The sequence below is a fragment of the Sphingomonas sp. BL-S-29 genome (assembly GCF_055521495.1).
Map to the genome: position 1 here is coordinate 3316019 of NZ_CM145482.1, position 22734 is coordinate 3338752.

Genomic DNA, 22734 nt, shown 5'->3' on the forward strand with positions numbered 1-22734 from the left:
CCGGTTATGGCCGGTATGCGCAGTGGCGGGCAAGATAGGCGGCATGACCGGGCATGGTCTCGGCCGATTGCCTGAACAGTCCGGCCAGGCGGAGGAAATTCTGCTGCGCGCGCGGAATGTCGATCGCATCGGCCAGCGGATCCCATGACGCGGGGAGCACGCCCCGCCCGATCAGCACCGCGAGCCAATCCGCCGGACCAAAACCGTCCGCGTCGCGCGGCCGCAGCCGCCCCCGGCCACTGAACAGCTCGATCCGTCGCGTCAGGCTATCGGGCATCGCGCGCGCTTCGCCGCCAATCCGCAGGACCGGCTTTCCCTGTTCGAGCGCGACACGATGAAGCAACGCAAGATCGCGCTGCTCCTCGATCGACGCAGTCATGACTCGGTCGAACTCATCCGCTTCCGCCACGGCGGCGCCCAGGTCGGGAAACAGCGACAGGAGCGTGACGATGCCGTTGCCGGCGCTATCCAGCTCGCCGGCCTCGATCGGCTCGATCGACGCCGCGGCGGCACCCAGGGCAACGCAATTGGCGGCCCAGAACCGCTGCCTTCGTCCCCTGCGATGGATCGTGAAGCGCGGTTCGCCTTCGCCCCGGCCCAGGGTCGCAAGTGCCTCGTCATCCCCAATCTGGTCTGGAGCGTAACCAAGGCTGCGCCAGGTCCGGTGCTGCAAGGGCAACTGCCGCGACCAACCTGACCGGTGCGCGACTGCATTCGACAGCGGGGGCAGGTCCGGCAAAGCCGCCGCGTCGACCACAACGTCGCGGCTGCCGGGAAACCAGCTGCTCCAGTTCTCGAATCCAACATCCAGCGCTTCCATCAATGCCGCGCGCATGCCGGTGCCATCGACGAAGAAATCGCCCTCGATCGAGCGCCCGTCCCGGAGCATGATCCGGGCGATCAGCCCGCCCGCGCCGTCGCGGCCGACCGAGCCGATCTCTCCGGCCGCGCACGCCACCCCCTGGGCCAGCGCCAGTAATTTGAGATGCGCGGCGTACAGCGCCGTATCGAGATGATAGCCATAGTCCATCATCGCCCGCTTGTCGGCGGCGGGCCGCGCGAAACGTCCCATCGTCGCGGCGATCGCCGCGAGATTATAGTCGTCGAGATCAACCTGCTGACCCGCCGCCCGCGCGCGCAACCACAGCTGGTAAAAGGCGACCCCGCCGACATCGAGCCCGACATCGCCAAAGGCGTGCAGATATCCGTCCGGTCGCGCGGGATCGGCGAAGCGGGTGCCCAGCCGCATCGTCCCGCCGCACCGCGCCAGCATCTCATGTTCGTCCAGGCCGATCAGCGCGTGGAAATCCCTGAACGCCGGCAGCGTCGCCTGGACGGCGGCATCATCGACCGGGCAATCGATCACCGTCACGCGCATCATCGGCGCGAAGCGCGCCAGCGCGGCGGCCGTCATCCAGCCGACAACGCCGCCCCCGGCAATGACAATGCTGCGCAACCGCTGCGGCTCGCCCATCTCAGCGCGGCCGGTAATTGAGGAAGATATTGGCGGTCAGCCGTCCGGCACGCGGGTCGGCGACGAGCGGCTTTTCTTCGCGGATATGCCCCGAGTGAAGCAGGCAACTACGATAGATCGCCATCCGGTTGAACACCGCGTCGCAGCCACCGATCCGGGCGTAGTGGCCGGTGTCGTCGCCGACATAATGCTGCGGCGGCGCTTCCTCGGCCAGCTCGCGCGCGCGCACCGCATCATAGGTCACGGCGCATGCCTCATCGATCGTCTCATAGCCGGTCGCGCGGTGGCGGTAGAAGGAGGTGCCGCCATAATCCGGATCGCACAGATAATGCAGCAGCGCGAACTGCAGCGGATAGACCGTGTCGATATGCGGCGTGCGCTGCTGCACCGTCAGCTGCTCGGGCGGGGTCGTCGTAAGCGAGAAGCTGCATTCGGCGTTGGACAGTGTGACATCGTCCAGGCCGAACGCCCGCTCCATCAATGGGCTGAGCGCACGCACTACGCCTTCGACATAGTTGAGCGGTGCGGGCGCGCGAACGCCGGGATAGCCGCCCTCAGGATTGCCCGCCGGGGTGAACGCCACTTCCCAGGTCGCATAGTCGATCAGCGCGGCCGGATGGTTGAGCAGCCCGTCCACGATCAGCACCGGCTCCCGCACATTGCCCACGCGATCGAGCCTCACCGTCGGGCGCGGGTTGACACTCAGGTCATAGGTCGGGGCCGTCACGGGCGTCATCGCGATCTCATCCGCAAGGTCTATGGCGCTTGCCGAGCTCCGGCAAGCATCGGCCGGGGCCGAAAAAAGGGGCTCCAATCCCGTTGGATTGAAGCCCCAAGATTCTCCGCCGGTGGCGTTGCCTCCCCCAGCGGAGGCATTGCCGACGGCGGGCCCCCTACCCTCCGAACTTGGCGCGGATCGAGAAGATGATGCGCCGGTCATTCATGAACCACGACCGTGGCCTGGTAATGAGATCGTTGTTGATCACCTGGGTGGTCCTGAGCGTCGAGTTGAGCAGGTTCACGCCCTGGAAGCCCATCTTGATGTTCGGTGTGACACTGTAGAACGCCGATGCATCGAGCTGGCCGGTCGATTCATTGAACACTGGCGCAAAAGGCACGATCACGTCGCGTACGGTCAGCAGATAACGCGAGCGCCAGGAATAGGCGGCGCGGAGCTCCCACCCGCCAGCCTGATAGAAGGGCGCGATGTTGAAGGTGTATTTCGATAGACCCTGCAATGGCAGCTTGCTGGTATCGACATTGGCGATGCGGCCAGCCGCGACGTCCGGATCGGTGCCGGAAAGCGTGCTCTGCCGCACACCCTTCGAATCGACATAGGTGAAGTTCGCCGCAAGGCCGAGACCACTGAGGAAGCCCGGCAGGAAGGTGTAGGTCTGCTGATACCCCACCTCCACGCCCTTCACGCGCCCGGTCTCGGTCGAGTTAAGCGGCGTCGTCACGATCGCCCCGAAGGTCGCCCCATTGTTGGTGAAGTTGAGCCGGTCCGTGCCGTTGGTCAGCACGCCGCGCAGGTCCTTCTTGAACAGCGAAACCGTCAACTGGCCCACGCTCGAGAAATACCATTCGGCGGTCAGGTCGTAATTGTTGGACCGGATCGGTTTCAGATAGGGGTTGCCGACGTTGAACAGCGCCCTCGGCCCGCCATTGTTGACGATCGTCGCATCGGTCGTGTCGAGGATGATGTTGTAGAAGGCGCGCGTCAGACCGAAATCAGGCGGCGCGATCCCCTGATTGAACGCTGCGCGGAACTGGAGCCCGCCGCCTGCATCCAGCTTGAGGTTCACGCTGGGCAGCCAATATTCGTACGAGAGCTTGGCGTTGATCGGTGTGAGTGCGCCGTTCTGGAACGCGTTGGCGGCAGCCAGTACAGCCGGCCCAAGCGCGCAGAACGGCGTTGGCGGCTGATTGTTCTGCGGCGGTGTGCAGGTGAAGCTCCGTTGTGGGAAGGAGTAGTAACCGCTCGCCTCGCGCGAGGTTCGCGAATAGCGCAGGCCGAGGTTACCGCTCAGGTTGAGGCCGCCATTGCCGAGCCGATTGCCGAAGCGGATCATGGCGTAGGCGGCATTGTTGCGTTCATGCACCGGATTGATTTCGCCCGGCAGGAACGGCGTTCCGGCGACCACGCCGCAGCGCTGGGCCAGCGGCACCCAGTTTTGCGGGCAGCCATTGGCCAGCCGGTCACGCCATTCGTCACCGATCGCGAGACCGGCGGCACCAGCCGCCTGATAGTTCCTGATCAGCTCGTCGGGGACGAACAGGCGGCCCGCGCCCGTCGGCAGGTTGACGGTGCCGCGGAAGAAATTCGAGAAGAGATAAGGCTCGCTCGGTCCCGGCGCGCCACCGGCGGTGTTCGGGTTGCCGTTGACTGGCTCGTCGAGCCACACCGGCCCGGTCCCGCCCCAGATCTCGCTGAGCACGCCCCAGTTATAGGACGAGAAGCGCGCGGTGTTTTCGCGATCGGAGAAGCGATAACCGGCACGGATCGAACTCAGCCAGCTGTCCTCGGGGAAGCTGTAATCGAGGTCGATGCGCGCGGCGTCCTCATTGCCGTCGCTTTCCTCGATATGGTCCATCGCGGAACGATAGAAGCTGTTGTACGGATCCAGATAGCTGCTGTGCTGCGGATTCATGTACAGCGAGCCGGCATTGCTGAGCGGCAGGAACTTCACCGTCGCCGGGTTGTCCCCATCCATATGGATTTCGGCATTCTGGAAGGTCGACGCCCAGATGCCGAAATCGGTGTTGGTCACGCGCGACTTGGTGTGCTGGTAATCCAGGTTGACGCCGAGCCGATCGGTTACCTTCCATTTGAAATTGGCGCCGTAATCGTCGGTCAGATAGCGCTGGTTCACCGAGCGGGTGATGTTGTTGCTCTGCAGGCCGTTGAGCGGCGTGCGGACATTGTCGGCCGCCCCCCATTGGTCGGCACGGTAGCCGTTCGGCGCGGTGATCGTGCCGTCCGTGAAGATGTTCTGGCTGTCGAAGCTGAAGCTGGTGCCCGGCAAAGGTTGTGAATCGCCATTGCTGGTGACGTTGTCCGTCGCGATCTCGACCGCATGCTCGGTCCAGGTCTCGCGCGAATCCGACCGCAGGAACTGGAAGGTCGCGGTCATCGATTCGTCATTGCTGCGCCACTGCGCCGCCGCCGAATAGCCGTAGCGGATGCGCTGGGTATCCGTGCTGCGGATCGCGGCGCCGCGCGGGATATAGACCACCGTGTCGCCCGGGCCCGCCGGCAGCTGACCGAAGGTGCCGTTGGCGTGGCGGGTGCGCGCGCCCCAGTTGGAAATCTGCAGGCCGTCCGAGCGCGAGAGGAGTTCAGATCGCACGAAGCTGCCCATCAGGCCGAACTCGCCGGCGCCGGTCTGCCATCGATCGCTGGCCAGCACGGAGACCGTCGGCGCCGAGCGGTGCGTGAAATCGCCGTAATTGACCTCGAGCGATCCCGCCAGCAACAGGCCCTTGGCATCGAACGGCACGCGCGTGCGGAGGTTGACGGTGCCGGCGATGCCGCCCTCGACCATGTCGGCCGATGGGCTCTTGAACACGTCGACGCCCGCGAGCAGTTCGGACGGAACGTCGGCATAGCTGAGGCCGCGCCCGTTATTGGCGGTGAAGGTGTCGCGTCCGTTCAGTTCGGAGCGGGTATAGGTCAGGCCGCGGACGACCACGCCGGACCCTTCGACTGAAAAGTGATCGGGATCGACGCCCGCCGCGAAGCGGCTGATCGCGACGCCCGGCACGCGCTGCAGCGCCTCGGTGACCGAGCGGTCGGGGAGCGCGCCGATATCCTCCGACGAGATCGAGTCGCTGACGATTTCCGCATTCTGCTTCAGCGCCTGTGCCGTCTTGAGGCTCTGGCGGATGCCGGTGACGACGATATCCGTCTCATCCTTCGACGGCGTGTCCGACGTTGTCTGTCCGGACGCGTCCTGAGCGCCAGAGGCGGGCTGAGCTGAATCCGTAACTTTGGGAGCCACTTCGGCTGCCCAGGCCGGCGTCGCCATCGAGAAAGCGCAAAGCGCTACCATCGACACGCCACTTCTCAGCGAACGGCCGATTCCGCCGCGATTCGCGATTCCATCAATGCGCGCAAGGTCACTCATCAGACCGTCCCCCTCCTGTGTTACCGCTACCAATTTTTGGTGCGATTTGTTCTTGGCTATCTTCGTAGCTGCGGTCATGATGCCGTATCGGACATAAAAAGCAATAGGCGCCGCCGCAAAAAAGTCTCACGTGAGACATTTATGACAGATATGTGATCGGAAACGCTCATTGTCTGCGGTGAGGCACAGGGAGGGGCGATGATCGACGCACAGGCGGCAAGGGCCGACTCGGACAGGCGACTCCGTCGACTGGTCATCGTCGGCGGCGGAACCGCCGGCTGGATGACCGCGGCATCGCTTGGATGGGCCTTGTCGGCGCTTCCGATCGAGGTCGTGCTGGTCGAGTCGGAGGAGATCGGCACCGTCGGTGTCGGCGAGGCGACCGTCCCGCATATCCGCTTCTTCAACCAGCGCCTCGGCATCGACGAAGCCGATTTCATGCGGCGGACCAACGCCACCTTCAAGCTGGGCATCGAGTTCCGCGACTGGGCGCGGATCGGCGACAGCTATATCCACCCGTTCGGCGATTATGGCCGCGATATCGCCGGCCTGCCCTTCCACCAGCACTGGCTGCGGCTCACCCGCGCCGGGCGCACGGACAAGCCGCTAGAGGCTTTCTCCCTCCCCATCCTGGCAGCGCGCGCGGACCGGTTCGCCCCGCCCTCTCCCGATCCGTCGACGATCGAATCGACCTTCTCCTACGCCTATCAATTCGATGCCGGCCTCTATGCCGCCTATCTGCGCCGCTATGCCGAACAGCGTGGTGTGCGGCGGGTCGAAGGCAAGGTGATGTCGGTCGACCAGGACGGCGAAACCGGGTTCATTCGTTCGGTCACGCTGGAAAGCGGCGAAGAGCTGGCCGGCGACCTGTTCGTCGATTGCTCGGGCTTTCGCGGCTTGCTGATCGAGGGCGCGCTCAAGGCCGGCTATGAGAGCTGGACTCACTGGCTGCCCTGCGACGCGGCGCTCGCGGTGCCGTGCGAGCATGGCGGCCCGCTCACCCCTTATACCCGGGCGACGGCGCGCGATGCCGGCTGGCAATGGCGCATTCCACTCCAGCACCGCGTCGGCAACGGCCATGTCTTCAGCACCGCTTTCACTGATGTGGAATCGGCGCGCGATCTGCTGATGGCGAATCTGGAGGGCGCGGCGCTGGCCGAGCCCAAATTGCTGCGTTTCGCCACGGGCAAGCGCAAGATGCAGTGGCTCGGCAATGTCGTCGCGATCGGCCTGTCCTCTGGCTTCCTCGAACCGCTGGAATCGACCAGCATCCACCTGATCCAGCTCGCCATCACCAAGCTGATCGAGCTGCTGCCGCTCGACGGCTGGGATCCGCTCGACGCCGCCGAATTCAACCGCTCGATGGCGGTCGAATATGAGCGAGTCCGCGACTTCCTGATCCTGCATTATTGCGCGACCGAGCGGACCGACACCGACTTCTGGAACCATTGCCGGACGATGAGCCTGCCCGACTCGCTCCAGTACAAGATGGCCGCCTTCCGCGAGCGCGGCGTGGTCGTGAAATATCGCGAGGGCATGTTCCTCGAGCCGAGCTGGCTCGCCGTCTATTACGGCCAGCGGATCGAACCGGACCGGGTCAGCCCGCTGGTCGAGGCACTGCCGATCGACGAAGTCGCCGCCCGCGCGGAGGCGATGGCGGTCGCTTTCCGCAGCGCCGCCGAGGCGATGCCCGATCACGCTTCCTATCTCCGCCAGCTCTCTGGCCTTGCCGATCCGGTGCGCGCATGATCGGGGGCGAGATGCGCACCATCGCAATCCTCGGTGGCACCGTGGCAGGCTGGATGGCCGCCGCCACCCTCGCCCGCCGCCTGCCGCGCCGGCACTACCGCGTCCTCGTCGTCGAAACCGATCGCGACGGTGACGGCCTGGGCGATTTCGGCACGACATTGACAGCGTTGCCGTCGATCAGGCCCTTCCACGACTCCCTTGGCATAGACGAAAATCTCATCCTGCGCGCCACGCGCGGCAGCTTCGCCCTTGGCGGTGCCTTTGCCGGTTGGGCCGAACCGGACTCGGCCTATTTCCTGCCCTTCGGCGCCGTCGGCGCGCCGCTCGGCCCGGTCGCTTTCCACCAGTTGCTGACCCGGTTGCGGCAGCATGGGCGCACCGTCCGGGCGGCGGACTATTCGATCGCGGCGATCGCGGCGCAGGCCGGCCGCTTCGCCCGCCCCTCGACCGACCAGCGCGCCATCATCTCGCAGTACGCCTATGGCCTGCATCTCGACGCCTGGGGCTATCTCGCGGCCATGCGCGCGACCGCGGAGGCGCACGGCGCGCGCGCTGCTGCGGCGCCGTTCCGTCAGGCGCTGCTGGGGGCTTCGGGCGAGATCGCGTCGCTCGAACTCGCCAATGGCGACTCGCTCGCCGCCCTGCTGTTCGTCGATGCGACCGGCACCGACGCGCTGCTGAGCCGGGGAACCCTCGGCGTCGGTTTTCAGAGCTGGCGACACTGGCTCCCCTGCGACCGCGCAATGGCCGCGCGCCTCGCCGATCCATCCGACCCCCCACCGCTCGGCCATGTCGAGGCGCTGCCGACCGGCTGGCGCAGCACCACGCCACTTGCCGGCGAGACGGGACGCCTGCTCTGCTGGAGCGACGCCTTCGGCGATGCGGGCGGCGCGACGGCCCTTGGCGTCGAAGGGGGCGAACCGCCGCACATGGTCTCGTTCGAGAATGGCCGCAGCGCTGCGCCCTGGTATCACAACTGCGTCGCGATCGGCGCTGCCGCCTGTGTGCTCGAACCACTGCATCCGGTCGCGCTCCACCTCGTGCAGAGCGCGCTTGCCCGGCTTGTCACCTTGTTCCCCGATACGGCGGAAGCGCCGATCGAAGCGGCCGAATATAATCGCATGACGATCAACGAGACCGAAAGCGCCCGCGACTTCCTGATCGCGCAATATGCCACCAACGGACGCCTCGGCGATCCCTTCTGGAATGCGGTCCGCTCGGTCCGCCCGCCCGACCGCCTCGCCTACAAGCTCACCCAGTTCGCCAGCGCCGGGCGCATGCCGATGTATGACGACGACATGTTCGAAGATGCCGACTGGATTGCCCTGCTCGACGCCCAGGGCCTCCACCCGCGCCGCCACGATGCACTGGCGGGCAGCGTGCCGATCGAGCGCATCGACCAGCATCTCGCCCGGCTGCGCGAGGCGATCATCGCAGGGGTGAAGACGATGCCGTCACACGGCGACTATCTCCGCCGCGCCTATGCCGCCCCGCCGCGCGGCGCTGCCGCATGACCGCGCCCACGCCCATCCGCAGCGTCGTCATCGTCGGGGGCGGCACCGCCGGCTGGATGGCCGCCGCCGCGCTGTCGCGCCTCGTCCGTACCGGCGTATCGGTCACGCTGGTCGAATCCGATGCGATCGCCACGGTCGGCGTCGGCGAGGCGACGATCCCGCCGATCCGCAACTTCAACGGCCTGCTCGGCATCGACGAGAACGACTTCCTGTCCAAGACCCAGGGCACGATCAAGCTCGGCATCGATTTCATCGACTGGACGCGCGAGGGCCATCGTTACACGCACCCGTTCGGCGAGTTCGGCTTCGACATCGAGGGCGTGAAGTTCCACCATTTCTGGCGAAAACTCTACGCCGCGGGCCAGGCAAGCTGGATCGAGGACTATAATCTCTGCGCCACCGCACAGAAACTCGGACGCTACACCACCCCCGTCGCCGATCCGGCCTCGGTGCTCTCGCGCCTGACCTATGCCTATCAGTTCGATGCGTCGCTCTATGCCGCCTATCTGCGCGCCTATGCCGAGGCGCGCGGCGTGGTGCGCACGGAGGGCAAGGTCGTCGAGGTCGCGTTGCGTGGCGAGGACGGGCATGTCGAGGCGATCCAGCTCGAGGGCGACCGCCGGATCGAAGGCGAGTTGTTCGTCGATTGCACCGGCTTTCGCGCCCTGCTGATCGAGGACGCGCTGCAGACGGGCTTCGAATCCTGGAAGCACTGGCTGCAATGCGACCGTGCAATTGCGGTGCCGACCGCGAACACGAGCCACGCGACCACCCCTTACACGCGCGCGACCGCGCGCCGCGCGGGCTGGCAATGGCGCATTCCGTTGCAGCACCGCGTCGGCAACGGCTTCGTCTATTGCAGCGACGATATCGGCGATGACGAAGCGACCGGAACGCTGCTCGCCCATCTCGACGGCCCGACGCTCCGCGATCCGATGCTGATCCGGTTCGAGGCCGGCCGGCGCAAGCTCGCCTGGAACCGCAACGTGGTCGCGCTGGGCCTGGCCTCGGGTTTCGTCGAGCCACTCGAATCGACCAGTATCCACATGATCCAGACCGGCGTCTCGAAGCTGATGGCGCTGTTCCCCGACCGGGGCTTCTCGCCGGTCGTGCGCGACGAATATAACCGCCAGAGCCAGCTCCAGATGGAGCAGGTCCGCGACTTCGTGATCCTGCACTATCACGCCAATGAGCGGACCGACGGCGATCTGTGGCGGCGCGTGCGCGAGATGGAGGTGCCGGAGACGCTTCGGCGCAAGATCGACCTGTTCAGGGGCCGTGGCCGGTTCTTCCGCTACGATGACGAGCTGTTCGCTGAATCGAGCTGGGTCGCGGTATTGCTCGGTCAGAACGTCATGCCCGCCGGCTGGGATCCGCTTGCCGACGCGGTCGACCCGGCGCTCGTCCGCCAGCGGCTCGACCGCATCCGCGAGGTATTCCGCCGCGCCGCCGAGGCGATGCCGCGCCATGAGGACTGGATCGCGCGCAACTGCCCCGCTCCCACCGCCGTTCCGTCGAGAAAGACCGCATGACCGACAACCGCATCCGCAAGATCGTCATCGTGGGCGGCGGCACCGCCGGCTGGATGGCGGCGGCGACCTTCGCCAAGCTGCTGAGCACTGACTATACCGAGATCACGCTGATCGAATCCGACGCGATCGGCATCGTCGGGGTGGGCGAGGCGACGATCCCGCAAATGGCGATCTTCAACCGCATGCTCGGCATCGACGAGGACGAGTTCCTCCGCGAGACGCGCGGCACGTTCAAGCTCGGCATCGAATTCGTCGACTGGGGACGGATCGGGCACACCTATTTCCACCCCTTCGGCAAGTTCGGCGTGGATATGGCGGGGGTATCGTTCCACGCGCATTGGCTGCGCGCGCATCATGCGGGCGATCCCCGGCCGATCGAGCAATATTCGCTTCAGGCGCTTGCCGGCGAGCGGGCGAAGTTCATGCGCTCGATCGACAATGGCAAGAACTCGCCGCTGAGCGAGATCGCTTATGCCTATCATTTCGACACCGCGCTCTACGGCCCCTATCTGCGGCGCTATTCGGAAGCGCGCGGGGTCGTGCGGCAGGAAGGGAAGATCGTCGATGTCGCCCTGCGCGGCAGCGACGGCTTCATCGAGGCGGTCGTGCTGGAGGACGGCACCCGCATCGAGGGCGATCTGTTCATCGACTGCTCCGGTTTCCGCGGGCTGCTGATCGAGCAGGCGCTGGACGGCGGCTACGAGGACTGGTCGCACTGGCTGCCCTGCAACCGCGCCGTCGCGGTGCCCTGCGCGCATGGATCGCATTTCAGCCCCTATACCCGCTCGACCGCGCACAGCGCCGGCTGGCAATGGCGCATCCCGCTGCAGCACCGCATCGGTAACGGCCATGTCTTTTCGACCGATTATATGAGCGAGGACGAAGCGACCGCGATCCTGCTCGCCAATCTCGACGGGGAAGCGCTGGCCGAGCCGCGTGCCATCCCGTTTCAGAGCGGCCACCGGCAGAAGATGTGGATCAAGAACTGCGTCGCGCTTGGCCTTGCCTCGGGCTTCATGGAGCCGCTCGAATCGACCAGCATCTGGCTGGTGCAGAGCGGACTCGCCCGCCTGATGGGCATGTTCCCCGATCGCGGCTTCGCGCAGGGTACGATCGATCGTTACAACCGCATCCTGCTGAACGAATATCGCCAGATCCGTGACTTCATCATCCTTCATTATCACGCCACCGCGCGCGACGATTCGCCTTTCTGGGATTATTGCCGGACGATGGAGATTCCCGAACGCCTCAACGAGAAGATGCGCTGTTTCGAGGAATATGGCCGCACCTTCCGCGACGATGACGAATTGTTCAACGAGACGAGCTGGTTCGCGGTGATGAACGGCCAGGGCATGAAGGCCGCCACGCACGATCCGGTCGCCGACACGCTGAGTCCGGAAGTGCTGGAAGCGCGGCTGACCAACATCCGCGAGACCATCGCAGCCTCGGTCGGCTATATGCCGGGCCACCGCGCGTTCATCGACCGCCACTGCGCGGCGGTCTGAGATGCGAGCCGGGCTCCGTGCGGCGATCCTTGCAGCCCTGGCGCTTGCCGTCGCGGCCCCGTCGCGGTCGGCCGATACACCGACGACGGCGATTCACCTCAACCAGCTCGGTTTCGACCCTGTCGCGCCCAAGCGCGCGATCGTCGCCGATCCGGCAACCGCGCCCCTGCCCTGGCGCCTGATCGACGCCGGCGGCGCCACCGTGGCTCAAGGCAGGAGCCAGGTCACCGGCGATGATGCCGCGTCGCGCGATCATGTCCATGAGGTCGATTTCAGCGGGGTCGGCATGCCCGGCACCTATCGCCTGAAGGTCGGCGACGTCAAAAGCCGCCCCTTCCGCATCGCGCGCGGCCTCTACGCCCCGCTCAAATATGCCGCGCTCAACTATTTCTACCAGACCCGCGCCGGCATCGCGATCGAGGCGCGCTATGCCGGCGGCGCTTCATGGGCGCGCCCTGCGGGCCATCCGAGGGAAATCGCCCCCTGTTTCTCGGGCAAGGACGAGAAGGGCAATGACTGGCCCGGCTGCGACTATAGCCTCGACGTGACTGGCGGCTGGTACGACGCCGGCGACCACGGCAAATATGTCGTCAACGGCGGTATCGCGCTGTGGACGCTGCAAAATGTCGCAGAGCGCGAAGCGGCGAAGAAGGGTCCCTCGGCCTTTGCCGATGGCAAGGCAAAGCTGCCCGAGGCCGGCAATGGGGTGAACGACCTGCTCGACGAGGCGCGCTGGCAGATGCGCTTCCTGCTCGCCATGCAGGTGCCCGACGGCAAGCATCTCCGCGTCCCCATCGGCCCGCAGGCGCCCGGCGCGGCGCTGGTCTTCACCGATATCGACGCGTCGGGCATGGCCCACCACAAGGTCGCCGACCGGGCCTGGACCGGGCTGCCGATGCGGCCGGCGGACGATCCGCAGCCGCGCCTGCTCTATCCGCCCAGCACCGGCGCCACGCTCAACCTCGCCGCTACCGCCGCGCAATGCGCCCGAATCTGGCGGAGGATCGATCCGGCCTTCGCCGCCCGTTGCCTGAGCGCGAGCGAACGCGCCTTCAACGCGGCGCTGCGCAACCCGGAAGTCCATGCGCCCGACACCTTCACCGGCAGCGGGGGTTATGGCGATCGTAGCCTGGCCGATGAATTCTATTGGGCCGCGGCCGAACTGTTCGTGACGACCGGAAAGCCCGCTTACCGCGAGGCAGTCACGCATATGGCGCAATTCTCTGCGCCCTTGACCGAACCCGGCTGGCCCAGCACGGCCGCGCTCGGCACGATCACGCTGGCCACTGTCCCCAATTCGCTGTCGGCGAAGGAGCTGGAATCGCAGCGCGGTCTGATCGTCGACGCGGCGCGGCGTTTCCTCGCCGAGGAAGAGCGGTCGGGCTATCGCATTCCCTATGCCACCACGGCCTATCCCTGGGGCTCCAATGCGACCATCCTCAACCGTGCGATCATCCTGGCGCTGGCTGCGGACTTCAGCGGCGAGGCGCGCTTGCGCGGCGCCGTGGTCGACGCAATGGACTATGTGCTCGGCCGCAACCCGCTCGACCAGAGTTATGTCAGCGGCTTCGGCGCCAATCCGATGCGCCACCCGCACCATCGTTTCTGGGCGCCGTCGCTCGACCCGAAACTGCCGGGGCCGCCGCCCGGCGTGCTGTCGGGCGGCCCGAACTCGACCGCGATGGCGGACGATGTCGCGAAAACGATGAAGGGCAAATGCGCCCCGCAGCGCTGCTGGCGCGATGACGTCCATGCCTATGCGCTGAACGAAGTGGCGATCAACTGGAACGCGCCGTTGTTCTGGGTGACGGCGTATCTGGATGAGGAACGCTAGATGATCAGAAGGCCAGGCATCGGTTCCGTAACATGGGCGCTGTTGCTTTTGCCCATCATCGCAATGACCGGGGCCGCGCCCGCGCCCAAATGGCAGCCGATCTTCGACGGCCGGACGCTCGACGGCTGGACGCCGAAGATCACCGGCCGCGCCGTCGGGGAAGATCCGCGCCACATGTTCGTCGTGGAGCATGGCGCGATTCGCGTTTCCTATGCGGGGTATCCGCGGTTCGAGGGCGAGTTCGGCCATCTTTTCTGGAAGACTCCGCTGCATGCCTATCGCCTGCGGTTCGACTATCGCCTGTTCGGCGAGCCCCTTCCGGGCGTGAAGATATGGCAGCAGACCAATAGCGGCCTGATGTTCCACGCCCAGGCACCCGAAACCATGCGGCGCGACCAGGCCTTCCCGGTCAGCCTGGAGATGCAGCTGCTCGCCGTGCCGCGCGCCGTGCGGGAACCGACCGCCAATGTGTGTACGCCGGGCACGACCGTCGAGATCGCGGGGAAGCTGGATCCGCGCCATTGCGTCCTGTCGTCCTCGCCGCTGATGCCCAGAGAGCAATGGACTCACGCCGAACTGGAGGTCCTGCCGAGTGGTCAGATCACGCACCGCATCAACGGGAAAATCGTCCTGCGCTACGCCAATCCCCAGCTCGACCCTGACGATGCGGACGCCAAACCGCTCATCGCCGCAGCGGGCGGGGCTTTGACGTTGCGTCGGGGCTATATCGCGCTGCAAAGCGAGGGGAACCAGGTCGAATTCAGGAAGATCGAGCTTCAGTCGCTCGACTGACGATGCCATCCTGGTCGATGACCGTGGTGCCGCCGCGATCTGGCATCTCATTCGAAGATGGCGATCGCTGATCGTCAGTCGATGAGATGCGACAACCAGTGCAGCGTGTTGAGCGCGAATTGCTGATCGTCGTCGGTCGTCAGACCGATATGCCTGGTGGCATGGGTCGGGCTCATCACCACCTGCGCCGAGAACATCGCGGCCTCGCCAGCGATTACCACCCTGCCCTTGCCGACCGTCATCGCCAGCGCCTGAACCCTGGCGCCAACGGCCTTGCCCGGTACAGTCTCGCCCTTCATCAGCCCGCCGGCTTCCACTGGCGTCGCCACTTCCAGGGCATCCTCGGGAAGGTCGAGCAGCCCGACTCCGCCCTCCGGGACACCGAGCGATTGTCCCGTGAAGCTGCGTACCTTCCGCACCTCTTCCTTGTCCGATCGGCCGTGAAGGATCGGATGATCGCCGAGATGCGCACCGGCATACTCGATCGCGAAGGTGACTTTGCCATCCTCCTGCGTGGCGACATAGCCCTGTCCCATCTCCACGCCGAAGGCACCGGCGAGATCGGCCGCCGCGCCACCGAACGGCGCATGGTCGGCAAGTAGCAGGAGCGATCCGCCGGCCTCCACCCAGTCATGGGTCGCGGCGATCTCCTCGGGCGCAAAGGCCGACGTCCCGGGTGTCTCCGATCGGGCATTGGCGATCACCAGGACATTCACGCCGGCGAGGGTCTCGATGGAAAGCGGAGTCGTGAGGGCGGACACCTTGTAGCCGTCAGCCTCGAGCAGCTTGCCGAACGGCGCGTACCGTCCGTCCAGCGTATGGAAATTCCGGTGTGCGCCGTCGAGCGCGACATGCGGCCCCTGTTCGACATAGGCGGGACTCTCGAGCTTCGGCGCATAGTCAGGGTCCGCCACCTGCTGCGCCGTCGCGGGAGCCGCCAGGCAGAGAAAGAGGGCGCCAGCGGCAAGCACATGTCCAAGCATCGTCGTTGACTACCCCGGTTGCGCGGACGTGACGAGAGGCAAATCCCTATCCCCGCGCGGACAGCATCCCCAGCAGATAGGCGCGAATCCGCTCGTTACGCTCCTTGCCCGCCGCGCCCAGCACGCCGCGCACATGCTCGGGCAGATGGTCGCCGGCATGCTCGGCATCCTCGCCGAAGACGAGATGGTCGAACCACGCCTTCCACGCCCGCTTCTCGGCCGGCGGCAAGTCGCGCACGCTCATCAGCGCATGGACCATGGCGACGAAGGGCGTTGCCGACGTGTCATAGGCCCACCAGTAATTGACCAGGACGTTGATCCGGTCGAACGCGCGGACATGATGCCACCAGATCGCCGGGATGAAGAGCATGTCGCCCGGCCCGAGCTCGGCGACCTGGGCATGGCGTAGCGCCTCGGCGAAGCGCGGATAGCGCTCCAGGTCCGGCTCGTCCGGATCGACCATGCTCGCCGGCGGCCCCGCCAGCGTGCGGTCGAGCGGCCCGACATAGAGGTTCGCCACCTGCTCGGGCGGAAACAGGGTGAAGCGCCGCCGCCCCGCCACGACGGCGGCAAGATTGGGCGAGGCATCGTAATGCGTCGCCACGCGCGTCGCGTTGCCGATCCATACCCGCGGCGTCGCCCCGGTCGCCGGCAGGCCCAGCCGGTTCGCCTCGCCCCAGCCGGGGAGATGATCGGGGGCCGCGGCGGCATTGGCATAGATGGCCGGCGGATCCGCCGTCCTCTCCTCGGCCAGCTGCAGCAGCTGCGCCATCAGCGCCGCCAGCGGCACCTGCTGGCGGGTGAAGTTGAAGCCCCGCATATCGTCGCGGTAGAAGAAGCGGCCGGCGATCTCGGGCGGTCCGAGCAGCACCTCGAGCGGCTTGCCGCCCGCGAACCCCGCCACATAGTCGGCCAGCGCCCGTTCCCCGCGCCTGCCCGCCGCGACCGCCGGCCAGTCGGCCACCTGTCCGCGCAGCACGACCGGCGCATAGCTCGGCGCGATCTCGCGGGCGAAGGTCTCGGCATCGACCGCCGGGCGCTCGGCGACGCGGGTATCGGTGACGGCTTTGACATCGAGGGACATGAGTGTCTCTTAACTCCAGGCGCGAGCGCGCGCCATCGCCTCGCCGCACATAGCTGTTACCGCTAACGCACGGCAGTTCAGGCAGGGCGTGCCGACCTGGAGGGCGGCCGGCGTCGCGGCGCGGCGTCCGACTGGCGCCGGACCAGCGTGAAATCGAGCACGACATGCTGCTGCTTCTCGTCATTCGCGCGCGGGCGGCGAATCGTCGAGACCAGCATCTCGACCGCCGCGCGCGACATGTCGGCGATCGGCTGGTGGATCGTGGTCAGCTCGGGCCAGATCGCGGTCGCCAGCGTCGTATCGTCGAAGCCGCACACCGTGAGATCGCCGGGCACATCGAGCCCGCGGCGATGCGCCACCGCGACGCAGGCAGCTGCCATATCGTCATTGCTGGCGAAGATCGCGGATGGCGGGTCCGCCACGTCGAGCAGCTTCTCCGCCGCATCCAGGCCCGAGCGATAGGTAAACAGACCTTGCACGATCAGCGCCTCGTCCATCGCGATATGCGCCTTGGCCAGCGCATCACGATAGCCGCGCAGCCGCTCGTCGCTGGCAGTCTGTTCGGGATTGCCGATGACGAACCCGATACGATGATGGCCGAGCGAGACGATATGCCCCGTCATCGCATAGGCGGCGGAATATTCGTCGACGCTGACCGCGTTCAGCTCCGCCGCGGGGCGGCCGCTGCCGACCAGCACTGCCGGAACGCCCTCGTCGGCGATGGTCTTGATCAGCTTCAGGGAGTCGCACAGGGGCGATGGCAGGATCAGCCCGTCGATCCCGCTGTCGATCAGATGCTTGGCCACCTCGATCTCGTGATCGCCCAGCTCGCATTTCTCGATGATCAGCTGCACGTCGCTGCGGCTTGCCTGGTCCAGGCTGCCGACGAGGAACTCGCTGAGATAGGCGGCGCTGGGATTGCTGTAGAGCAGGCCGATCCGCACGGGCGCCGCGCCGGCAAGACTCCGCGCGGCGGGGTTGGGCGAATAGCTGAGCGCGGCAATGGCGGCATTGACGGCGTCACGCGTGGTCGGGCGGACATTGGCTTCGCCATTGATGACGCGGGAGACGGTCATGGACGAAACCGACGCCATACGGGCAACGTCTCTGATCGTCGGCGCCGTTCTACGGCGGCGGGAGTTCTTCTCGTTCACGGTACTATCGGTCTCCTCCTGCCCGCTAATAGCCTATTATTTCGATTCCGCACCATATGTGCATGCAAGATCGCAGCCGCGTGACGGACAGGCATGCCGCCGCGCCGATCGCCACGCCCGCCGCTCCTATTGACAAGGTTGGTCAAACCGCCATCATGATACCGCTATCAGGGCCGTCAAGACCGTGAGGCGGGGCAGCGGAGAAGCAGGATGGGCGGAATATCGCGGCGCGAGGGGCTGATGATCGCCGCCGGGATGGTGCTGACCGCCTGTGCCGGCAGCGGCCCCACTTCGGCCAGCGGCGCCTTGCCGGGCCCCGGCCCGACGCCGGCGCCACCGCCCACACCCACCCCATCGCCGGCCCTCTCGCTGAACGAGACCGCTCGCGCGAAAGGCATGCGTTTCGGCTCGGCCTGTGCGTGGAGTGCGCCGGGCGCCGACCGCGGGTCGTTCGCCAACCCGTCCTATGCGGCGCTGCTGGAGGCCGATTGCGGCATCCTCGTTCCCGAGAACGAGATGAAATGGCAGTTCATCCGCCCGAGCGCGACCAGCTTCGACTTCACGCGGTTCGACGCGATGATGGCCTATGCGGAAAGCAAGGGGCTCGCCATGCGCGGCCACAATCTGCTCTGGCACCAGCCCAAATGGATGCCGGCCTGGGCCGAAAGCCATGACTATGGCCCCAACCCCGCGATCGAGGCCGATCGGCTGCTGACCGAGCATATCCGCACCGTCTGCGCCCGCTACGGCGCGAAGATCGCAAGTTACGACGTGGTCAACGAGGCCGTGAACCCGGCCGATGCCAGCCTGTACGAAACCGCGCTGTCGCGGGCATTGGGCGGCGCGACGGCGACGCTCGACCTCGCTTTCCATACCGCCCGTGTCGCCGCGCCGCACGCGCGGCTCGTCTATAACGACTATATGAGCTGGGAGCCGGGCAATGCGACCCATCGTGCCGGCGTGCTCCGCCTGCTCGAAGGCTTCAAGACGCGCGGCACCCCGATCGACGCGCTCGGCGTTCAGTCGCATCTCATCACGCAAGGAACGGACATCGCGGCCGGCGTTTCGGCACAGCAGGCCGAGTGGCGGCGATTCCTCGATCAGGTCGTGGCGATGGGCTACAAGTTGCTGATCACCGAGTTCGACGTGCGCGACAATAATCTGCCCGCCGACATCGCCGTACGGGACCGCGCAGTGGCTGATTACGGCCGCGCCTATCTCGATGTGATGGTCACCTATCCGCAGCTGTCCGACGTCCTCGTCTGGGGCATGTGCGACCGGTACAGCTGGATCGAGGGGTTCGAGCCGCGCGGCGACGGGGCGAAGCGCCGCCCCTGCCCCTATGACAGCGATTTCAAGCCAAAACCGATGCGCACCGCCTTCGCCGAAGCGTTCGCGGCCGCACCGGCGCGAACCTGACACGAGCCGCGAAAGGTGGCCATCAAAGGAGCGGAGGATATGCGACAGGTTTTGACGATCTTTCTTGCCGGCAGCGCAGCGATGCTCGCCCTGCCGGTGGTCGCGCAACAGGCGGCGGCCCCGGCGGCGAAGAGCGATGCATCCGACGACATCATGAAAAAGGCAGTCAACCAGCCCGGTACCAACTGGCAGGTCTATGGCCCGAACCAGAAGGCCAAGGCGCTGAACGATGGTGGAGTGCCCGGCGGACAGGTGATCCGCGTGACCGTGTCGGCCAAGGGCGCCAATGCCTGGGACGTCGGCTCCAGCTCGCCGATCCAGAAGCCGATCGCGGCGGGCGACACGATCCTGGTCGCAATGTACCTGCGCGCGCCCGAGCTGAAGGACGGTGAGACCGCCTCCATCCCCTATATCGGCGCGAATGGCGTGGCGGCTCCTTACGAGAATCTCGTCGGCAACGGCGTGACGATCAACAAGGACTGGAAGCTCTATTATGCCTCGGGCAAGGCAGCGAAGGCCTTTCCCGGCGGTACCATGCGCGCCACCGCTCATCTCGCGGCGGACAAGCAGGTGATCGATCTCGGGCCAGTGTTCGTGCTCGATTTCGGCCAGAATTACGATCCCGCCAAACTCCCCAAGAACTGAGGAAAAGAAACGATGAAGCGTGCCTGTGGAGCGGCCCTGATGGTCGCATTGTTGACGAGTGCAGGCACGCCGATCGCCGCCGCGCCGAAAAAGGCCAGGGTCGCGGTGCCCTCTTCCGACAGCCGCGCCGCCGCGCTGGTCAGGCGGATGACCCGCGAAGAGAAGCTGACCCTGGTGTTCGGCTATTTCGGCACTGACTTTCCGTCGAAGAAATTCCTCACGCCCAAGGAATCGCGCGCCGGATCGGCCGGCTATATTCCGGGCATCCCGCGCCTCGGCATTCCGCCGCAATGGCAGACCGATGCGGGTGTCGGCGTCGCGACTCAGGGCGGCGCGGCGGTGAAGCGCGAGCGGACCGCCCTGCCCTCGGGCCTCGCCACCGCGGCGAGCTGGAACACCGCGCTCGCCTTCGCCGGCGGCGCGATGATCGGCAAGGAAGCGCGCAACTCCGGGTTCAACGTGATGCTGGCGGGCGGCGTCAACCTGATGCGCGAGCCGCGCAACGGCCGGAACTTCGAATATGGCGGGGAGGATCCGCTGCTTGCCGGCACGATGGTCGGCGCGCAGATCGCCGGCATCCAGTCGAACCACATCATCTCGACCGTGAAGCATTATGCGATCAACGATCAGGAGACCGAGCGGTTCGGCGGCAATTCGGTGCTGGGCGAAGCGGCGATGCGCACCTCGGACCTGCTCGCCTTCCAGTTCGCGATCGAGCGGTCGAACCCAGGTTCGGTGATGTGCTCCTACAACCGGGTCAACGGCATTTATGCTTGCGAGAACGACTTCCTGCTGGATCAGGTGCTGCGCAAGGACTGGAAATGGCCGGGCTATGTCATGTCCGACTGGGGCGCGACGCACAGCACGACCAGCGCGGTGAAGGCCGGGCTCGACCAGGAATCTGGGCACCCGTTCGACGACGCCCCTTATTTCGGCGAGCCACTCGCCAAGGCCGTCGCGAGCGGCGCAGTAAGCGAGACGCAGCTCGATACGATGGTGACGCGTATTCTGCGCTCGATGATCGCGCACGGCCTGTTCGAGCATCCTGTCGCCGAAGCCCCGATCGACTATGCCGCGCATGCCGTGGTGACGCGGCAGGATGCCGAGGAAGGCACGGTCCTGCTCAAGAATGCCGGCGCCGTCCTGCCGCTCTCGCCTTCGACGAAGCGGATCGCGATCATCGGCGGCCATGCCGACAAGGGCGTGCTCGCGGGTGGCGGATCGTCTCTGGTCTATCCGCGCGGCGGCAACGCCGTGCCCGGCCTGAAGCCGACGAGCTGGCCCGGCCCGATCATGTATTACCCGTCCTCCCCGCTCGCCGCGATCGCGCAGCTGGCCCCGGGTGCGACGGTACGCTTCGCCGACGGCAGCGATCCCGCCGCAGCCGCGGCGCTGGCCCGCGACAGCGACGTGGCGATCGTCTTCGTCACGCAATGGGCCGGCGAATCCTTCGACGTGCCGCTGACCTTGTCCGACAATCAGGACGCGTTGGTGGAGGCGGTCGCCGGCGCGAACCAGAAAACGGTGGTGGTGATGGAAACGGGCGGCCCGGTCCTCACCCCCTGGATCGACCGCGTCGCGGGCGCCTTGGCCGCCTGGTATCCCGGCACCGAGGGCGGCGCTGCGATCGCCAACCTGTTGTTCGGCAAGGTCAATCCCTCGGGCCGCCTGCCCGCGACCTTCCCGCGCAGCCTCGATCAGCTGCCGCACCCCGCCGAGCCCCACAAGGGCGACGTCACGTACAGCGAGGGCGCGGCGATCGGCTATAAATGGTACGATGCGAAGGGCCTCGACCCGCAATTCGCCTTCGGCCACGGCCTTTCCTACACGAACTTCTCCTTTGCCGGGCTCAGTGCGGCGCCATCGGCCAACGGCATCAACGTGCGCTTCACCGTGCGCAACTCCGGCAAGGTGGCGGGCAAGGCCGTGCCCCAGATCTACGTCGCTGGTGCCGGCTGGGAAGCGCCGAAACGGCTTGGCGGCTTCACCAAGGTCGCGCTGGCGCCGGGCGCCTCGAAGCAAGTGACCTTGCAGGTCGATCCACGCCTGCTCGCGACATGGGACCAGGCCGGGCACCAATGGCGCATCGCGGCGGGAAGTTACGATGTTATACTTGGCGCTTCCTCCCGCGATATTGCACAAAAGACACGGATTCGGCTCCCGGCTCGGGTTTTTCCGGTGGGATGGTCGCCACAGTGAGGTGAGCGGCCAAGTATCGACAAAGGTGCGGGCGTCCCCGTCGAAGCAGCGTTCAAGCACGGCTTTGCGCGGCGGCGATTTATGCGACCCACCTGCGAAGGGCCCCGAATCGCGTCCAACAAATACTGCCTTAGTAAAAATTCGGCATCGGCATCGCAGTGATTTCCCGTGCCAGCCGCCCGAGAACCAGTGACATGGCCATTCGGGCCATCGAAAAAACTCGCAAGTAATGAATTTTGCGAGGGGTGTCCTGAGCACTATCGATTCCGCCGAAGCATGGGATCCTGAACCTCGATAAGGCGGACTATGCGACGTTTGAATCATCGACCTCGAGATCGGACCCTATCGCGTCGCCACCCCGTCGCCGAGGCTCTCGCGTTGCGCAGCCCATGTCAGCAAGGCGTCCAGTGCCGGGCACAGCGCCTGACCCCAATCGGTCAGCCCATATTCGACCTTGGGCGGCACTTGATGGTGTACGATACGCCTGACGATGCCATCCCGCTCCATCTGTCGGAGCTGCTGGATGAGCATCTTCTGCGACACGAGCGGGATCGCTCGCTCCAGTTCCGAGAAACGCAGGACACGCCCACCGAAAAGGTGAAACAGGACGACCAGCTTCCACCGGCCCTCGAGCAGCTTGAGCGCATTCTCCACGCCTTCGGCCGCCGTTTCGCGGGAATATTGCTGCGACATACTTTTTGGTTAGTACCTTACTTTTTCGTG

17 protein-coding genes are annotated in these 22734 nt (G+C 66.0%); 10 read left to right on the forward strand and 7 right to left on the reverse strand.

The features are described 5' to 3' along the window. Positions 1-4: 4 nt before the first annotated feature. From ACZ1I2_RS15775 to ACZ1I2_RS15785, 3 genes are all read right to left on the reverse strand, one after another. Positions 5-1456, reverse strand: coding sequence for a tryptophan halogenase family protein (locus tag ACZ1I2_RS15775; protein WP_465181475.1), 1452 nt, complete (start codon positions 1454-1456; stop codon positions 5-7). A 19-nt stretch (positions 1457-1475) separates the two neighbouring features. Beyond that, a complete protein-coding gene (locus ACZ1I2_RS15780; RefSeq protein ID WP_465176620.1) occupies positions 1476-2210 on the reverse strand; it encodes a DUF6445 family protein in 735 nt (244 codons plus the stop codon). 157 nt (positions 2211-2367) lie between these two features. After that, positions 2368-5526: a TonB-dependent receptor gene (locus ACZ1I2_RS15785; protein WP_465177128.1), complete on the reverse strand. Its 3159-nt coding sequence runs from the start codon at positions 5524-5526 to the stop codon at positions 2368-2370. A 273-nt stretch (positions 5527-5799) separates the two neighbouring features. On the opposite strand from ACZ1I2_RS15785, the gene ACZ1I2_RS15790 reads away from it, so the two are divergent. From ACZ1I2_RS15790 to ACZ1I2_RS15815, 6 genes are read left to right on the forward strand one after another with little or no spacing between them, the layout of a single operon-like run. Further along, positions 5800-7350: a tryptophan halogenase family protein gene (locus tag ACZ1I2_RS15790; protein WP_465173199.1), complete on the forward strand. Its 1551-nt coding sequence runs from the start codon at positions 5800-5802 to the stop codon at positions 7348-7350. Between the two features lie 11 nt (positions 7351-7361). Then, positions 7362-8864, forward strand: coding sequence for a tryptophan halogenase family protein (locus ACZ1I2_RS15795; RefSeq protein ID WP_465176619.1), 1503 nt, complete (start codon positions 7362-7364; stop codon positions 8862-8864). Next, the gene (locus tag ACZ1I2_RS15800) at positions 8861-10396 is read left to right on the forward strand and encodes a tryptophan halogenase family protein (protein WP_465176618.1); all 1536 of its coding nucleotides are present in this window, start codon (positions 8861-8863) and stop codon (positions 10394-10396) included. The genes ACZ1I2_RS15795 and ACZ1I2_RS15800 overlap by 4 nt, the downstream gene beginning before the upstream one ends. Beyond that, positions 10393-11901, forward strand: coding sequence for a tryptophan halogenase family protein (locus tag ACZ1I2_RS15805; RefSeq protein ID WP_465176617.1), 1509 nt, complete (start codon positions 10393-10395; stop codon positions 11899-11901). Before ACZ1I2_RS15800 ends, ACZ1I2_RS15805 begins: the two co-directional genes overlap by 4 nt. A gap of 1 nt (position 11902) precedes the next feature. Next, a complete protein-coding gene (locus tag ACZ1I2_RS15810; RefSeq protein WP_465176616.1) occupies positions 11903-13735 on the forward strand; it encodes a glycoside hydrolase family 9 protein in 1833 nt (610 codons plus the stop codon). Further along, a complete protein-coding gene (locus tag ACZ1I2_RS15815) occupies positions 13736-14527 on the forward strand; it encodes a 3-keto-disaccharide hydrolase (protein ID WP_465181476.1) in 792 nt (263 codons plus the stop codon). Positions 14528-14601: 74 nt separating this feature from the next. Here the strand turns inward: ACZ1I2_RS15815 and ACZ1I2_RS15820 are convergent, their stop codons facing one another. The 3 genes from ACZ1I2_RS15820 to ACZ1I2_RS15830 form a co-directional block, all read right to left on the reverse strand. Continuing rightward, positions 14602-15510 carry a hypothetical protein gene (locus ACZ1I2_RS15820; RefSeq protein WP_465181477.1) on the reverse strand — a complete coding sequence of 303 codons (909 nt, stop codon included), beginning with the start codon at positions 15508-15510 and terminating at the stop codon, positions 14602-14604. Positions 15511-15556: 46 nt separating this feature from the next. Further along, positions 15557-16594, reverse strand: a complete 1038-nt coding sequence (locus tag ACZ1I2_RS15825; RefSeq protein ID WP_465176613.1) for a cupin-like domain-containing protein — start codon at positions 16592-16594, stop codon at positions 15557-15559. A gap of 77 nt (positions 16595-16671) precedes the next feature. Next, positions 16672-17748 carry a LacI family DNA-binding transcriptional regulator gene (locus ACZ1I2_RS15830; RefSeq protein WP_465173192.1) on the reverse strand — a complete coding sequence of 359 codons (1077 nt, stop codon included), beginning with the start codon at positions 17746-17748 and terminating at the stop codon, positions 16672-16674. Between ACZ1I2_RS15830 and ACZ1I2_RS15835 the strand changes: the two genes are divergently transcribed. From ACZ1I2_RS15835 to ACZ1I2_RS15850, 4 genes are all read left to right on the forward strand, one after another. Further along, positions 17669-17881, forward strand: coding sequence for a hypothetical protein (locus tag ACZ1I2_RS15835; RefSeq protein ID WP_465174042.1), 213 nt, complete (start codon positions 17669-17671; stop codon positions 17879-17881). The genes ACZ1I2_RS15830 and ACZ1I2_RS15835 overlap by 80 nt on opposite strands. 77 nt (positions 17882-17958) lie before the next feature. Further along, on the forward strand, positions 17959-19167 hold the full coding sequence (locus ACZ1I2_RS15840) for an endo-1,4-beta-xylanase (RefSeq protein ID WP_465176612.1): 1209 nt from the start codon (positions 17959-17961) through the stop codon (positions 19165-19167). 39 nt (positions 19168-19206) lie between these two features. Next, on the forward strand, positions 19207-19812 hold the full coding sequence (locus tag ACZ1I2_RS15845) for a hypothetical protein (RefSeq protein WP_465173190.1): 606 nt from the start codon (positions 19207-19209) through the stop codon (positions 19810-19812). A 39-nt stretch (positions 19813-19851) separates the two neighbouring features. Continuing rightward, the gene (locus tag ACZ1I2_RS15850) at positions 19852-22011 is read left to right on the forward strand and encodes a beta-glucosidase (RefSeq protein WP_465176611.1); all 2160 of its coding nucleotides are present in this window, start codon (positions 19852-19854) and stop codon (positions 22009-22011) included. Between the two features lie 342 nt (positions 22012-22353). Here ACZ1I2_RS15850 and ACZ1I2_RS15855 read toward each other — a convergent pair whose 3' ends face one another. Then, complete coding sequence (locus tag ACZ1I2_RS15855; RefSeq protein WP_465173188.1) at positions 22354-22704, reverse strand: winged helix-turn-helix transcriptional regulator; 351 nt, start codon at positions 22702-22704, stop codon at positions 22354-22356. Between the last annotated feature and the right edge of the window lie 30 nt (positions 22705-22734).

Excerpts from the sequence above, each read along its gene's own strand:
- ACZ1I2_RS15825 (WP_465176613.1), bottom strand. The coding sequence starts at position 16,594 with ATGTCCCTCGATGTCAAAGCCGTCACCGATACCCGCGTCGCCGAGCGC.
- ACZ1I2_RS15840 (WP_465176612.1), top strand. The coding sequence starts at position 17,959 with ATGGGCGGAATATCGCGGCGCGAGGGGCTGATGATCGCCGCCGGGATG.
- ACZ1I2_RS15810 (WP_465176616.1), top strand. The coding sequence starts at position 11,903 with ATGCGAGCCGGGCTCCGTGCGGCGATCCTTGCAGCCCTGGCGCTTGCC.
- ACZ1I2_RS15800 (WP_465176618.1), top strand. The coding sequence starts at position 8,861 with ATGACCGCGCCCACGCCCATCCGCAGCGTCGTCATCGTCGGGGGCGGC.
- ACZ1I2_RS15805 (WP_465176617.1), top strand. The coding sequence starts at position 10,393 with ATGACCGACAACCGCATCCGCAAGATCGTCATCGTGGGCGGCGGCACC.
- ACZ1I2_RS15815 (WP_465181476.1), top strand. The coding sequence starts at position 13,736 with ATGATCAGAAGGCCAGGCATCGGTTCCGTAACATGGGCGCTGTTGCTT.
- ACZ1I2_RS15795 (WP_465176619.1), top strand. The coding sequence starts at position 7,362 with ATGCGCACCATCGCAATCCTCGGTGGCACCGTGGCAGGCTGGATGGCC.
- ACZ1I2_RS15780 (WP_465176620.1), bottom strand. The coding sequence starts at position 2,210 with ATGACGCCCGTGACGGCCCCGACCTATGACCTGAGTGTCAACCCGCGC.
- ACZ1I2_RS15855 (WP_465173188.1), bottom strand. The coding sequence starts at position 22,704 with ATGTCGCAGCAATATTCCCGCGAAACGGCGGCCGAAGGCGTGGAGAAT.
- ACZ1I2_RS15845 (WP_465173190.1), top strand. The coding sequence starts at position 19,207 with ATGCGACAGGTTTTGACGATCTTTCTTGCCGGCAGCGCAGCGATGCTC.
- ACZ1I2_RS15850 (WP_465176611.1), top strand. The coding sequence starts at position 19,852 with ATGGTCGCATTGTTGACGAGTGCAGGCACGCCGATCGCCGCCGCGCCG.
- ACZ1I2_RS15785 (WP_465177128.1), bottom strand. The coding sequence starts at position 5,526 with ATGGTAGCGCTTTGCGCTTTCTCGATGGCGACGCCGGCCTGGGCAGCC.
- ACZ1I2_RS15820 (WP_465181477.1), bottom strand. The coding sequence starts at position 15,510 with ATGCTTGGACATGTGCTTGCCGCTGGCGCCCTCTTTCTCTGCCTGGCG.
- ACZ1I2_RS15790 (WP_465173199.1), top strand. The coding sequence starts at position 5,800 with ATGATCGACGCACAGGCGGCAAGGGCCGACTCGGACAGGCGACTCCGT.
- ACZ1I2_RS15835 (WP_465174042.1), top strand. The coding sequence starts at position 17,669 with ATGGACGAAACCGACGCCATACGGGCAACGTCTCTGATCGTCGGCGCC.